Below are 13,071 nucleotides of genomic sequence, written 5' to 3'. Positions count from 1 at the left end.
TCTCCTAGGGATAAGAATGGAATCTACTTAAATTCTAAGCTTATATAAACAAGTAAATGAGATAATGGCAAGAAATAATGCGGACCTGTCACTTTATTTACAATAACTCTAAGATGACGTTTACAAGGTTTTGGATATCGGGCTTACTTACTTGTGCATCTGCACCAACTTTCCTTCCCTGATGTAGAAGATCTTCCGTAATAAGCGATGAAAAAATAACTACAGGTGTGGATTGTCGTTTACTATCTTGCTTAATATATTTTGTAAGGAAGTGACCATTCATTAATGGCATTTCAATATCAGTAATAACAAGATCGACTTTATTTTCCTCAGATGCTAAATGATTATAACATTCTTCTCCATTTTCAAAGAAAAGTAACTGCTGAAAGCCAGCCTTATTTAATGTTTCTTTTAATATACTGCGTAGCATTGGGGAATCTTCAGCAATAACAATCCTCGCATTCTTTTTATCACCAGCAATATCCGCTTTTAAATCATCTTTGGAGAAACCAATATTGGGATTGATATCAGTCAGGATTTTTTCAAAATCAAGCATCAGAATCATATTTTCTGATTGTTTTACTACACCAAGTGTATAACTATTGTCATTATTATAAATATCATCAGGTTTATCAATTTGATCCCATGACAGACGATGAATCTGCCTTACTTCATCCACGTGAAATATCACCTTTTGCTTATTAAACTCTACAATGAGAAAACTACTGTCATCTTTAACGATGTGTGTATACGAGTCTTGATTGGAAACCAATGCATTTCTCAAGCTAATAACGGGCAAAACTTCACCTCTGAGTTGTGTAATCCCTAAAATAAATGGATGGGCATGTGGAATAGGCGTAATCGCCAATGGGGCAACAATTTCTTTAACCTTATAAACATTCATTCCATAATGTTGATTATTTACTTTGAATTCGATTATTTCTAGTTCATTCATGCCGCTTTCTACAACTGATTGTCTCTCTGAAATCATATAAACGTCTTCCTCTCAATCTTTTTCTTACTCTTAGCTTATATCGGCTAAAACCAATAAGTATAGATAAGAAGAAGTAGATTTTTAGTTCTCTTCAGGCTTAATCCTATTTAAGAAGAATAATCCCACTAGCGTTAAGACGATTAAGGAGCCCATTCCAAACCTACTAGCTATACTACCGTGAGAAGCAAGCAGATACGTAATCGTTCCGAAAATAAACGGGCCAATAATCGATGAGACTTTGCCGGAAAACGCAAATAATCCAAAAAACTGGCCTCTCTTATCTTCTGGTGTAAGTTCGACAATATAAGTTCTCGATGTTACCCACATGGATCCTAGAGCGATTCCAAACATACTACCAGCTATCCAGAACATCCAGGCATTAACGGCAAAAGTACCGATTATTAAAGCAACTAATAGGAGCAGACTCACATATCTAATGGCCCGATAAGCACCAACTGATTTGGTAATATAACCAAAAATAAAAGAGCCGATAATACTTGATACAGTTGAAACTAAATACAATAGGATAAATTCTCCTGCAGAAAAGCCAACAATGGTGCTCGCATAAGGTGCCATCATTGCGATTGTTGTTGCTAAGGCATCATTTAAGAAAAAGTAAGCAATCATAAATGTAAAAATGACACGATGTGATTTTATTTCTTTAAACGTTTTATAAATCTCCTTATATCCTGACAAGAAAGAAGCTTTGTTTTCAACCTGTACTTTTTTCGGATTATCTTTTATAAAAAAGAATAATGGTAATGAAAATAATAAAAATAAAATAGCAGTTGGTATAAAAGCATGATGGAAATCACTGTTTCCAACATATAAATATACAGTTAATCCTAATAATGTCCCTAAATACCCTATCGCAACACCAAATCCAGATATAAGAGGAACATCTTCTTTTTTCCCTAAATCAGCTATCATCGTGTCATAAAAAACAAGACTCGAATGAAAGAAAAACTTCGCTATAATAAATGAGACGATTACGAGAGCCAAATACAAAGGAACACCCATGATGGTACTAGTCAAATTTATCTCTGCAAATACGCCCATTAAAATGGTAAAGCTTACAGATAACAATGTAAAGATAACGATATATTTTTTCTTCCTCCCTGTTCGGTCAATGAGGACACCAAACAATGGGCTAAAAATCACCAATAAAAAACTGGCTATTGAATTCGCGTAAGCAATAAAAGTATTCGCTAATTGTTCTTGTACTTCATTATTCCCGATAATTTCCTGCATATAAAATGGCCAAAAAATGGTATTAATATTGGAGGAAAAAATCGTATTGGCAAAATCATATAATGCCCATGAAATGATGGGTAAGGTTAAATATGCCTTCCACGATTGATTTCCTTTTTTCTTTTTTAATCCTCTTTCTATTTCCACTCTCATTCTCCCCTCTACATTTGCAAATTGAAATTAGGTAATTTTTTCTTTCATCATACCATTTTTTAGAATTTATTTTATCTCTTTTTTTCTAAAACCTTATTTATTAGCAGTTAAGAAATTGTAAAAAAAGCTACATAATAAAAAGGTTTATCCTATAGGAAAACTTTTGTACAATAAAGAGATAAAACCATGTACTCGGAAAAGAATCAATGTAGAAAGACAACAAAATCAATGAATATCTTTTTTCGCAAATGGTTTGTATAACTACACTACATATAAATATGTTTGAACCGTTCTCATTATTTTTAATTTGAGGTGAATCCATTGGAACATTTAGTTAATCCAAAAGTTAAATCCATTGAAATTTCGGGTATTAGAAAATTCTTTAATATGGTCTCAGATACAAAAGATATGATTTCTTTGACTATCGGACAACCTGATTTTTCCACACCCACACATGTAAAAGAAGCAGCTAAATTAGCGATTGATGAAGATTATACATCGTATACACATAATGCGGGCGATTTGAAATTAAGAGCAGCAGCAACTGATTTTGTTAAAGAAAAATATCAGTTAGATTATGATGAATCAACTGAAGTGATTGTTACTTCAGGAGCTAGTGAAGCAATAGATATTACATTAAGAACGATATTAGATGAAAATTGCGAGGTTATTCTTCCTGGCCCGGTTTATCCCGGCTATGAGCCGATTATTCGCCTCTGTGGGGCAACACCCGTCTATGCAGATATAACAAAAAATCAATTCAAAATGACAGCAAGCGTCATACTTCCTCTTATCAATGAAAACACAAGAGCAATTATTTTACCTTACCCATCAAATCCAACTGGTGTCAGTTTATCTAAAGGTGAAATCGAAGAGATTGCGGATCTAATAAGAGGAAAAGATATTTTTATTGTTGCAGATGAAATTTATAGTGAGTTAAGCTTTGATTCGCAACATTTCTCCATTGGCTCAATATTAAAAGAGCAAACCATTGTCATTAACGGCTTATCAAAATCACATGCCATGACTGGATGGCGAATCGGGTTATTATTTGCTCCAGAGAAAATAGCTAAGCATATCTTAAAAGTTCATCAATATAATGTGACTTGCGCCTCATCTATCTCGCAAATGGCTGCGCTACAAGCATTAACAAAAGGGATAGATGATGCTCTCCCCATGAAGGAAGAATATAAGAAAAGACGGGATTATGTTTTTCAGCGCCTAAAAGCGATGAATCTTGAGGTGGTTAAACCGAACGGAGCGTTTTACTTTTTTGTAAAAATTCCATCGAAACAAATATCCTCATTCGATTTTTGTTTACAATTAGTGAAGCAATCAGGTGCCGCTGTCGTGCCTGGCAGTGCTTTCTCCTCTTACGGGGAAGGTTATTTTAGATTATCTTTTGCCTATTCAATGACTACATTGGAAGAGGGTTTAAATCGATTAGCTTCTTTTCTTGAAATACAATAAAAAAGCTTTGTCGGCCCACTTCCTGCCGACAAAGCTTATCTTTTTATAAAAAACTATCTTTCCCAATATTTATATAATGCCTGTGTTCCACTTTCCCCTTCTCCTTCAGCAGCTAATTTTTCATACATTTCTCGCGCTAACCTTAGGCCAGGTGTTTCCATTCCCATTTTTTCCGCTTCATCTAAGGCAATTGTCATATCTTTAATAAAGTGTTTTATATAAAAACCTGGAGAGAAATCACCAGAAATCATTCGTGGGACAAGATTTGAAAGTGACCAGCTCCCAGCTGCCCCACTAGTGATACTTTTTAATACGTTCTCACTATTTAATCCTGCTTTTTCTGCATAAATAATCGCCTCACAAACACCGATCATATTCGAGGCTATTGCTATTTGATTGGCCATTTTTGTATGTTGTCCAGCTCCAGCAACTCCTTGATAGACAATGTTTTCGCCCATATATTGTAGAATTGGTAAAATTGCCTGATAGGCAGTATCTTCACCACCCACCATAATAGACAATTTTCCACTTTTAGCACCTATATCTCCACCTGAAACAGGCGCATCAATTGCATAAATCTCTTTTTGTTTTGCCCTTTCAGCAATTTCTTTCGCAAGAGTAGGCGTTGACGTTGTCATATCGATTAAATAAGTATGTGGATTTGCATTTTCAATTAATCCTTCTTCACCTAGATAGATTGATTTCACATCATCAGGATAGCCAACCATAGTAATAACAATGTTTGCTTGCTTGGCTAATTCTTTAGGAGAATGAATCCAACTAGCCCCTTGAGATATTAATTGAGCTGCTTTTTCTTTTGTACGTGAATAGACCAGGACTGTATAGCCTGCTTTAATCAAATGGAGAGCCATACTCTTCCCCATCACTCCTGTACCAATAAAACCAATCTTCGTCTCTTCTTTATTCATTCTCTCTCTCCTTCAAAATAAATATATTGATTATTCTATCATTTATATTTACTATTTGAAAGATAACGGTTTATCAAAGTTGTGAAGAAAAATGAGTTAAATACCCCTTCGCCACACTATGCTCATTATTGATTATTTCGATAGAAACTGCTTGATTCTCAATCATATTTTCAATGTCAAAAACATGTAAATCTTTTTGTAGTGGAATGGGTTCCATATAGATGAAGAAATCTTTCTTCCCTTCAGGTTCAATCACTTCTACCGCCTGCCCGTTTTCATTACCATAAAAGATTTCATCCGCCCCTAAAGCTAAGGCTAGTTCTTTATTATGGATATTGACTTTAATGACATAAGCTTCTTCTTCTAATAAAACTTTATCATTTAACTGAAATCTAAATTGTAATTCATTTGTTCTCGTTAATAAAGCATCTGCATGATGATTAATAATTGATTGCTGATCATTACTCGTACATCCACTAAGAAAAAAGAGAAGGCATACGATAAATATTCGACGACTCAACATTTTCTACTCCCCTTTCAGATACGATTAATCCAGTTATTGTCAAACTTAACAACAATTATTCATCCTTCTATTTTCATTTACTTAAAAAACCCTTGACAATATTTCTGTCTATCCTTTATCATCATAAATCGTAAAGGCTTATAAGTTTACTCGGAATTAGAGGGGATAAATATGATACAAATGTTAATAACTGGATTAATTTGCGGTGCGTTGTTAGGCTTTGTTATGCAACGTGGGCGCTTCTGTTTAACAGGGGGCTTCCGTGATATGTTCATCGCAAAAGATAATCGGATGTTTTATGCCTTACTCATTGCTATTTGTGTGCAAAGTATTGGCGTGTTTACTCTTATTCAATTAGGAATCATCGATTTCACGGCTGGTAATTTCGCTTGGTTAGGAGTTATCTTTGGTTCTTTTGTATTTGGTATCGGCATCGTATTAGCCGGTGGTTGTGCGACTGGTACTTGGTATCGAGCGGGAGAAGGTTTACTAGGTAGCTGGATTGCTCTGTTCGCTTATATGGTAATGGCTGCGGTTATGAAAACAGGCGTACTCGCACCTTTAAATACAGAAATAAGTTCAATTACTTTACCGGAAAACTCAATTGCTGCTACATTTGGTATAAGCAACTGGATTTTCATTATCGCTTTATTACTTATAACTGGCGGTCTTGTTTATCGAGAGCTTAGAAAGCCAAAAATCGCGATACCATCTTTAAAACCTAAACGGACTGGACTTAGCCATTTATTGTTTGAAAAAAGATGGCATCCATTTGTCACTGCAATTCTTGTAGGGCTAATCGCTCTCCTTGCATGGCCACTAAGCGCTGCTACAGGTAGAATGTTTGGTTTAGGCATTACAACACCATCTGCAAACATTCTACAATATTTAGTGATTGGTGATGCTGCATTTATTAACTGGGGAGTGTTTCTTGTATTAGGAATCTTCATTGGATCATTTATCGCAGCCAAAGGCAGCAAGGAATTTCGTTTTAGAATGCCTGATAAAAAAACAGGTATAAATAGTTTTATTGGTGGATTATTGATGGGGTTTGGAGCTAGCCTTGCGGGTGGCTGTTCAATAGGCAATGGACTAGTAATGACTTCAATGATGACATGGCAAGGATGGATCGGTCTCTTATTTATTATTTTAGGTACTTGGACCGCTGCCTACTTTGTCTATGTTAGACCACAGAAAAGACGTGCTTCTCAAAGTACGACATCACAACAAGCTGTATAGGGGGAAACAAACATGCAAAAAACATTAGAAGTAATGGGTCAAGTTTGTCCATTTCCATTAGTGGAAGCAAAATCTGCAATTGAATCGATCCAATCAGGAGATGAACTAATTATTCAATTTGATTGTACACAAGCAACTGAAAGTCTTCCACGCTGGGCTGCAGAAGCTGGTCACCAAGTAACCAACTATGAACAACTTGGAGATGCCGCTTGGACAATTACAATTCAAAAGAAATAAATTAATAAAATCGTTGTAACTAATAAGTTTTTAGCAAAATTCTTGAAACCGAACAATACCTTTGTTCGGTTTTTTTATCTACGATATACGCTTATTGAACGAAATAAAAAATTGCCCTCACGTAAATACCCTAATACACCATAAATAAGCCGATAGTTCCTCCTAAATCTAAGTTTAGAACAAAAAGAAAAGCTAGCCAATCGGCTAGCTAATAAGGGGAAAATGAGAATGATTTAGCTGACTTAAGGTTTTCTTAAGTGCATATTTAAGAATTACCCGCATCAGTCAGAACATAAACCATTTTTTATAACTTTTTATAGAAAAAATTTTCTAGTGCCGATTCAATTTCAACAGCATTCGGCAAATTAAGGAGAATATCTATTTTTTTCTCAATTTCTGACTTATTTAACTTACGTATATGCGCTCTGGTCTTAATTATGGCTGCTGAGTGAACAGAGAACTCATCTAAGCCCATTCCCACTAATAATGGTATTGCGACCTCATTGCCCGCCATATCACCGCATATACTGACGGATTTCCCTTCTTTATGGGCAGCATCAATGACATTTTTGATGAGTCGTAAAATAGCAGGGTGGTAAGGTTGATATAAATACGACACCTGCTCATTAGATCGATCGGCAGCCAATGTATACTGAATGAGATCATTTGTACCAATACTGATAAAGTCTACTTCTTTTGCAAATGCCTCAATCATCAGTGCCGTAGCTGGAATTTCGACCATCATACCAAGTTCTATATGACCTATCTCTACCCCTTCTTCTATCAGTTTCTCACATTCTTCTCTGAACATAAGCTTCCCTTGTCTAAACTCTTCAATTACAGCAACCATAGGAAACATAATCTTTAATGTTCCAAACGCACTTGCCCTTATTAATGCGCGTAACTGTGTCCGTAAAATTGATTGTTCACCTAAACAGAAGCGTATTCCCCGTAGGCCTAAAAAAGGGTTCATTTCTTTTGATAATTTTAGATATGGCAGCTCTTTATCGCCACCGATATCAATAGTTCGAACAACTACCGGTTTGCCATTCATCGATTCTAGAACCGATTTATAAACGTGAAATTGTTCTTCCTCAGTCGGTAATTGCTTTTTTTCCATAAAAAGAAACTCGGTTCTAAATAAGCCGATTCCTTCTCCCCCATGCTCGATAACCCCTTTTGCTTCCTCCATGCTACCGATGTTTCCAACAATAGAGAAATATTGCTCATCGAGTGAAATTGTTTTTTCTTTTGCTAACCAAGATAGTTCGGACAAATCTCTTAAAGTCTGTTCCTGTTTCTTTTCATATTCTTCAATCAATTCAGGCGTCGGGTTAATATGAACGATACCCGAATACCCATCAACTACCAGTACATCACCATTCTCGATATCACCTAAGGCCGTTTTTGTACCCACAACAGAGGGAATATTAAGTGATTGGGCAATGAACGCAGCGTGAGAGGTTTTACCTCCCACATTTGTCACTGCCCCTTTCACTTTGCTAGGATTCAATAGCGCTGCGTCTGATGGAGTTAAATCTTCGGATACAATAATTACATTTTCCGTCACCATGGCTGGGTCAAAAACAGGTATCCCTAAAAGATGTGCCTGCAATCGATTGGCAACATCTTTAATGTCTGCTGCTCTTTCTTTTAAATACTCGTTCTCAGTTTGTAATAATAAATGAATATAGTGATCGGTTATTTCTTTCACAGCAAATTCTGCATTGTACTGTTTCTTCATTATCCGATCTATCACTGGTTCAATTAATTCCGGATCCCTCAAAACAAGAAGATGTGCATCAAAAATTGTAGCATTTTCAATTCCTGCCTCGGTACTCGCATGCTCTTTAATTTGCTTTAATTCATCAACGGTTTTTTCGAGTGCTTCATAAAAAAGGTTAACTTCTTTCGTACTGTTTTCAACCTTTTTGCACTCGATTTTCACATCAATTGGCTCAAAGCGAAAAGCTTTTGCAATAGCGATTCCTTCTGATGCAGGTATCCCTTGTAAGAAAGCCATTATTCCGCAAGACCTTCTTCTTTAAGCATTGTAGCAAGTTGTTCAATAGCCGCCTCTTCATCGTTACCATCAACGATAATAGTAATTTCCGCACCTTTGCCAGCTGCTAATGCCATTACACCCATAATCGATTTTAGATTTACTTTTCTCTCTTTATACTCTAATTGAATATCTGAAGTAAATCTGCTCGCTGTTTGCACCAATTGTGTGGCTGGTCTAGCATGAATCCCTGTTGGTGAAGTTACAATAAATTTTTTCTCTATCATTTTCATCGATCTCCTTTTTCATCACTCTTATATGTAATATAGATATCCATTAGAATAACACATTTTTTAGGATTCTTTTACTATATCACATGTATAAAAAACAAACCTTTTTTAACTTCTAGGTTCAGTTAAATATTGATAAATAACATCCCCACCTCTTTGTGCAATTCCTCTAATGTATTTAAAATCTTCCCTTTTTACAATGACTGAGCGAAACGTTAAAAAATCTTCTTTTTTCACATAGTACTCTTCAATCTCTTTGTTCTTTAATTTGTTTATGATTTCTTCTATTGATGATGCATCCATATTATTCACCTCTGCTTCCTTCTATTTTATAAAAAAACTGCGCTCTTTTAAAGAGAATCAATTAGATTTAGGTTATATCCATAAAACAACGTAAGAACTATGGTTTACAGCAAAGGAGGAAAATGTAGACAAGTCACTCAAAAGGGTTTATATTTTTCGTATTATTAGTGTAAATTCCTTTACGAATAAACAGTTTTAGTGCAAAATGGTTATTAACAAAAAATTTGGAAAGAAAAGGGGCAATTTATGTGAAAAAAGCTGAAGTTGGAAATATTATTGAATTTAGAGATGGCTTAAGGGGCATTGTCGAAAAAGTAAATGAGAACTCCGTCATCGTTGACTTGAGCTATATGGAAAACTACAGAGATTTAGAATTAGAACACAGGACAGTTGTAAATCATAAAAACTATAAAATTGTCCAAGAAAATTAATATAAATCCAAAATACCCATTTTATTTTCTAAACATAAAAAATAACTATAAATTAATCGACACTTCATTAAAAAAAGTCCGAACAAAGTGAATTCCTTCATAAGAATTCAGATTTGTTTGGATTTTTTTATTTCTGCTACTCCTGCTTCAATGAGAATAGCGATAATAACATCTAGTACCTTCAGACAGAATATATAGTTATCCCTCATACTATCTTTCTACTATAGTTCTACCTATATACTCACCCTTTTCTTTTTCTTTGACATATATTCGTCATAAATATAATCCTCAAATAAGATAATCATATTTTTTTTACTGCTTTTTTGATAGAATAATGATTGTCTTGCATGAAAGGGGTTATATGAAATGCGTAAGAATTCACCTGACATTCGCTTAATTGTCGGGATCGTCCTTGCACATGTACTAATGTATTTCACATTTGAGGACAAATCAATCTTCTGGTATATCTTTAGTGCCACCATGTTATTTCTTATTAGTTTTGCCATTATAAGTATAGAACTAGATCATCAAGAAACCTTTACCCAAAACTTATTATGGGGTACTTTATCAGGGGTTTTTCTATATGGCATTTTTTGGTTAGGTTATACAGTATTAAGTTTTATCGGCCTCTCGATTACAGAACCTGTTGAAAGGCTCTATAGTTATTATGGCGCAAAGAATATATGGCAGTATCTGTTATTAATATTCCTTTTCGCTCCAGGTGAAGAAATTTTCTGGCGTGGATTTGTACAAAAGAGGGTAATGAACTATACCAATGGTTTTCTTGCTGTTGGCATCTCCTCTATTCTTTTTGCTTCTGTACAGTTTTATTCAGGCTCATGGGCTCTGGTACTGGCAGCATTAATAGCAGGATTATATTGGGGAACCATTTACCTTTGGAAAAGAAGCATTGTTTTACTTATCACTTCACATATTATATTTTCCTTGCTCCTTTTTGTATTCTTTCCTCTAGTATAACCAGATAGATTTTGTAAAATGGTCGTAAGCATATAGCAGTTAGCTTTATCCAAAATTATTAGAGGAAATTTGTAACAAGTACACAGCATTTCTCGTCTAATGCTTTGATTACGTAACTTAGGGAGGAAATTTGTTTTGAAGAACTTTTTAAAATGGTTAACTGTTCCCTTAGCTATCTTTCTATTAGCAGCATGCGGAACGTCAGAAACAGACAATGGCAATGGTGAAAATAATAATAGTAATCCACCAAATGAAGAAGTAGATGAAGATGAAGATGAAAATCAAAACGAAAACAAAGACGATAGCCAAAAAAAAGAAAATGAAATTCGCGTGATGGAGGAAAATTTATCATATGAAATAGACGGTGAAACAAAAGAAGAAACTGCTTTTCTTAAAGAAAGTGACAATCAAGCGTTTTCTTTACATGTTTTACCTGATTTCACCTTAACTGCAGAGGAACCAAATAAAGATATCCTCCATTTAAATGATCAATCTGAGGTGTTTATGCGAATTGAGGTACTTCCTGAAGAAGTAGACATGAAACAACTTGAAGAGAATACAATGATCCAACTTCAATCTGTTAACGAAGAAGTAGAGCATCCTTCTCTCCCTCAAGATGACTTTTTCAAAGATGCTGTTATGATGGAAGCTTCATCTGAAACCGATACAGTAACGGCATTTATTGTCCACAATGATTCAGCCCAAGTAAAGCTTACTTTATTTAATAAGAATGAAGATACCAACTATAAAGATGCTTTTATTGAAATGGCAAAAACCATTCAAACAAAATAATAAAAAAAGAGACTGTCCTAGCTTAACGGGTTCGGTTCACGGGGAGAAAACCTAAATTAACAATAAAAAAAGAGGTGCGATTCGCACCTCTTTTTTTATAGCATTTAACTTCAAATTTAGCATAACAATCAGCAAATATTCGCCTATTGATTGCTGGCTCTAGTAGCTTCCTTCGAAATATTTACTTTCCAGGAAACTATGGTAGTGCTATCTCTGACATTATTATCTTGGATATTCTTCAACATTGACTGAATGCTTTCACCATCTTGAGAGTTAAAGAAAGAATTGTAAATGTTTGACGGATTTGAATATGGTTCATTAGGGCATTCAATTAGACCATCTGTGGTTAGAAAAAAGTGATTTTCTCCTTGTCTTAATTCTTTTATCCCCACACTGTAACAAGGTACTTCCTCTTCAAAAGTATTTACTTGTCCTATCCATTCATAGAATTGTCTTTGATTTAACTGGTATTGACCTAGAGCAAATAGGTCTGGATGAAATAAATATAGAATACAATCCCCAACTGAAAACCACCACACATATTTATCTTTTCTTACCACAATTAAACAAGCAGTTTCTCCTTTGACATTTCGGCAAGCAGATAGAAATTCTTGAGATTGAAACATATTTAATATTTTATTTTCAAACCTTTTAAATGTTTGATGAGTTGTCGGTAAAGACAATAAATCTTTTATTTGAGAACTATCATTAACGAATTGTTCTACTATTACTTCTGCACTCTCTGATGTATTATGTGCGTCTAGAAGAATGATGAATTCCCAATTTTCCTTTTCATTCAACCATACCAAACATCCATCTTCATTCTTATATTGTCCTGCGTTCGAATTACCACCGTAACGCCCCACCAAAATATGATTGAGTTGAAGAATATCTGGTTTATCTACGAAATTTTCTTGGTTCCCTATCCAGTTAAAATCTACGATATGGTTACTCATTTTCATTTTTCTCTAGATATGTTTTTATACGACTGCAAAGTTCAATAACATCGTTATTGTTGCCCATAGGAGCATCTTCCCAATCATATACAGCATTTGGTCCCCAATATTCTTTAGGTGTATTTGGATAACGAGCTACTAAGTGCATATGAAGATGAGGAACCGCATCACCCATAACGTATGAATAGATATGTTCAGCATTTTCACTTTTCAACAATGCTTTGCTTACTCTAGCGATGATCATACCAAATGCTTTTGCTTCTTCCATATTCATATCTCCAAGTGTCGGAGCGTGTCTTTTTAAATCAATCATAATATGACCTAAATAGTTTGGATTTCCATCTCTATCAATATGACCAACATAAACATACTCGTCCTCATAAATCATAACTCCAGATGTTTCAATATTTCCAGCGTGTTTATTGCAAATAAAACAGTCTTTCACAGGAATTCTCTCCTTTTTAATTATTTATAGAATTATAATATAAAAAATGTAATATTGGTATAATTTTCTAAAAATTCA

15 protein-coding genes are annotated in these 13,071 nt (G+C 34.7%); 6 read left to right on the top strand and 9 right to left on the bottom strand.

From position 1 onward, the window contains the following. Positions 1 to 97: 97 nt before the first annotated feature. Together LCM23_RS15965 and LCM23_RS15960 are read right to left on the bottom strand one after the other, a co-directional pair. Positions 98 to 991, bottom strand: a complete 894-nt coding sequence (locus LCM23_RS15965) for a chemotaxis protein (RefSeq protein WP_224937841.1) — start codon at positions 989 to 991, stop codon at positions 98 to 100. Between the two features lie 84 nt (positions 992 to 1,075). Beyond that, the gene (locus LCM23_RS15960; RefSeq protein WP_224937840.1) at positions 1,076 to 2,392 is read right to left on the bottom strand and encodes an MFS transporter; all 1,317 of its coding nucleotides are present in this window, start codon (positions 2,390 to 2,392) and stop codon (positions 1,076 to 1,078) included. 327 nt (positions 2,393 to 2,719) lie between these two features. On the opposite strand from LCM23_RS15960, the gene LCM23_RS15955 reads away from it, so the two are divergent. Beyond that, positions 2,720 to 3,868, top strand: a complete 1,149-nt coding sequence (locus LCM23_RS15955) for an aminotransferase A (protein ID WP_224937839.1) — start codon at positions 2,720 to 2,722, stop codon at positions 3,866 to 3,868. A gap of 53 nt (positions 3,869 to 3,921) precedes the next feature. Here the strand turns inward: LCM23_RS15955 and LCM23_RS15950 are convergent, their stop codons facing one another. Both LCM23_RS15950 and LCM23_RS15945 read right to left on the bottom strand, forming a co-directional pair. Beyond that, on the bottom strand, positions 3,922 to 4,797 hold the full coding sequence (locus LCM23_RS15950) for an NAD(P)-dependent oxidoreductase (RefSeq protein ID WP_224937838.1): 876 nt from the start codon (positions 4,795 to 4,797) through the stop codon (positions 3,922 to 3,924). Between the two features lie 73 nt (positions 4,798 to 4,870). Beyond that, positions 4,871 to 5,320 (bottom strand): hypothetical protein, encoded by a 450-nt coding sequence (locus LCM23_RS15945; protein ID WP_224937837.1) that lies wholly within the window; start codon positions 5,318 to 5,320, stop codon positions 4,871 to 4,873. A gap of 171 nt (positions 5,321 to 5,491) precedes the next feature. On the opposite strand from LCM23_RS15945, the gene LCM23_RS15940 reads away from it, so the two are divergent. Together LCM23_RS15940 and LCM23_RS15935 are read left to right on the top strand one after the other, a co-directional pair. After that, on the top strand, positions 5,492 to 6,559 hold the full coding sequence (locus LCM23_RS15940) for a YeeE/YedE family protein (protein WP_224937836.1): 1,068 nt from the start codon (positions 5,492 to 5,494) through the stop codon (positions 6,557 to 6,559). A gap of 12 nt (positions 6,560 to 6,571) precedes the next feature. Next, entirely contained in the window at positions 6,572 to 6,796 is a 225-nt protein-coding gene (locus LCM23_RS15935; RefSeq protein WP_095369708.1) for a sulfurtransferase TusA family protein, read from the top strand. Between the two features lie 304 nt (positions 6,797 to 7,100). Here the strand turns inward: LCM23_RS15935 and ptsP are convergent, their stop codons facing one another. The 3 genes from ptsP to LCM23_RS15920 all read right to left on the bottom strand — a co-directional run bounded on the left by ptsP (position 7,101) and on the right by LCM23_RS15920 (position 9,391). Continuing rightward, on the bottom strand, positions 7,101 to 8,819 hold the full coding sequence (gene ptsP, locus LCM23_RS15930; RefSeq protein WP_263624275.1) for a phosphoenolpyruvate--protein phosphotransferase: 1,719 nt from the start codon (positions 8,817 to 8,819) through the stop codon (positions 7,101 to 7,103). After that, positions 8,819 to 9,085: a phosphocarrier protein HPr gene (locus LCM23_RS15925; protein WP_095369710.1), complete on the bottom strand. Its 267-nt coding sequence runs from the start codon at positions 9,083 to 9,085 to the stop codon at positions 8,819 to 8,821. The genes ptsP and LCM23_RS15925 overlap by 1 nt, the downstream gene beginning before the upstream one ends. 111 nt (positions 9,086 to 9,196) lie before the next feature. Further along, positions 9,197 to 9,391, bottom strand: a complete 195-nt coding sequence (locus tag LCM23_RS15920) for a hypothetical protein (RefSeq protein WP_224937835.1) — start codon at positions 9,389 to 9,391, stop codon at positions 9,197 to 9,199. A gap of 248 nt (positions 9,392 to 9,639) precedes the next feature. Here LCM23_RS15920 and LCM23_RS15915 point away from each other — a divergent pair, with 248 nt between their 5' ends. From LCM23_RS15915 to LCM23_RS15905, 3 genes are all read left to right on the top strand, one after another. Continuing rightward, the gene (locus tag LCM23_RS15915) at positions 9,640 to 9,822 is read left to right on the top strand and encodes a YkvS family protein (protein WP_095369711.1); all 183 of its coding nucleotides are present in this window, start codon (positions 9,640 to 9,642) and stop codon (positions 9,820 to 9,822) included. Between the two features lie 366 nt (positions 9,823 to 10,188). Beyond that, the gene (locus tag LCM23_RS15910) at positions 10,189 to 10,800 is read left to right on the top strand and encodes a CPBP family intramembrane glutamic endopeptidase (protein ID WP_224937834.1); all 612 of its coding nucleotides are present in this window, start codon (positions 10,189 to 10,191) and stop codon (positions 10,798 to 10,800) included. 135 nt (positions 10,801 to 10,935) lie between these two features. After that, complete coding sequence (locus LCM23_RS15905; protein WP_224937833.1) at positions 10,936 to 11,592, top strand: lipoprotein; 657 nt, start codon at positions 10,936 to 10,938, stop codon at positions 11,590 to 11,592. A 143-nt stretch (positions 11,593 to 11,735) separates the two neighbouring features. Here LCM23_RS15905 and LCM23_RS15900 read toward each other — a convergent pair whose 3' ends face one another. Both LCM23_RS15900 and LCM23_RS15895 read right to left on the bottom strand, forming a co-directional pair. Next, a complete protein-coding gene (locus tag LCM23_RS15900; protein WP_224937832.1) occupies positions 11,736 to 12,548 on the bottom strand; it encodes a protein phosphatase 2C domain-containing protein in 813 nt (270 codons plus the stop codon). Further along, on the bottom strand, positions 12,541 to 12,993 hold the full coding sequence (locus tag LCM23_RS15895; protein ID WP_224937831.1) for an HIT family protein: 453 nt from the start codon (positions 12,991 to 12,993) through the stop codon (positions 12,541 to 12,543). The genes LCM23_RS15900 and LCM23_RS15895 overlap by 8 nt, the downstream gene beginning before the upstream one ends. Positions 12,994 to 13,071: the final 78 nt, after the last annotated feature.

This window comes from Cytobacillus kochii (genome assembly GCF_020171845.1).
Classification (GTDB): domain Bacteria; phylum Bacillota; class Bacilli; order Bacillales; family Cytobacillaceae; genus Cytobacillus; species Cytobacillus kochii.
This window is presented reverse-complemented; position numbering and strand designations above follow the sequence as displayed.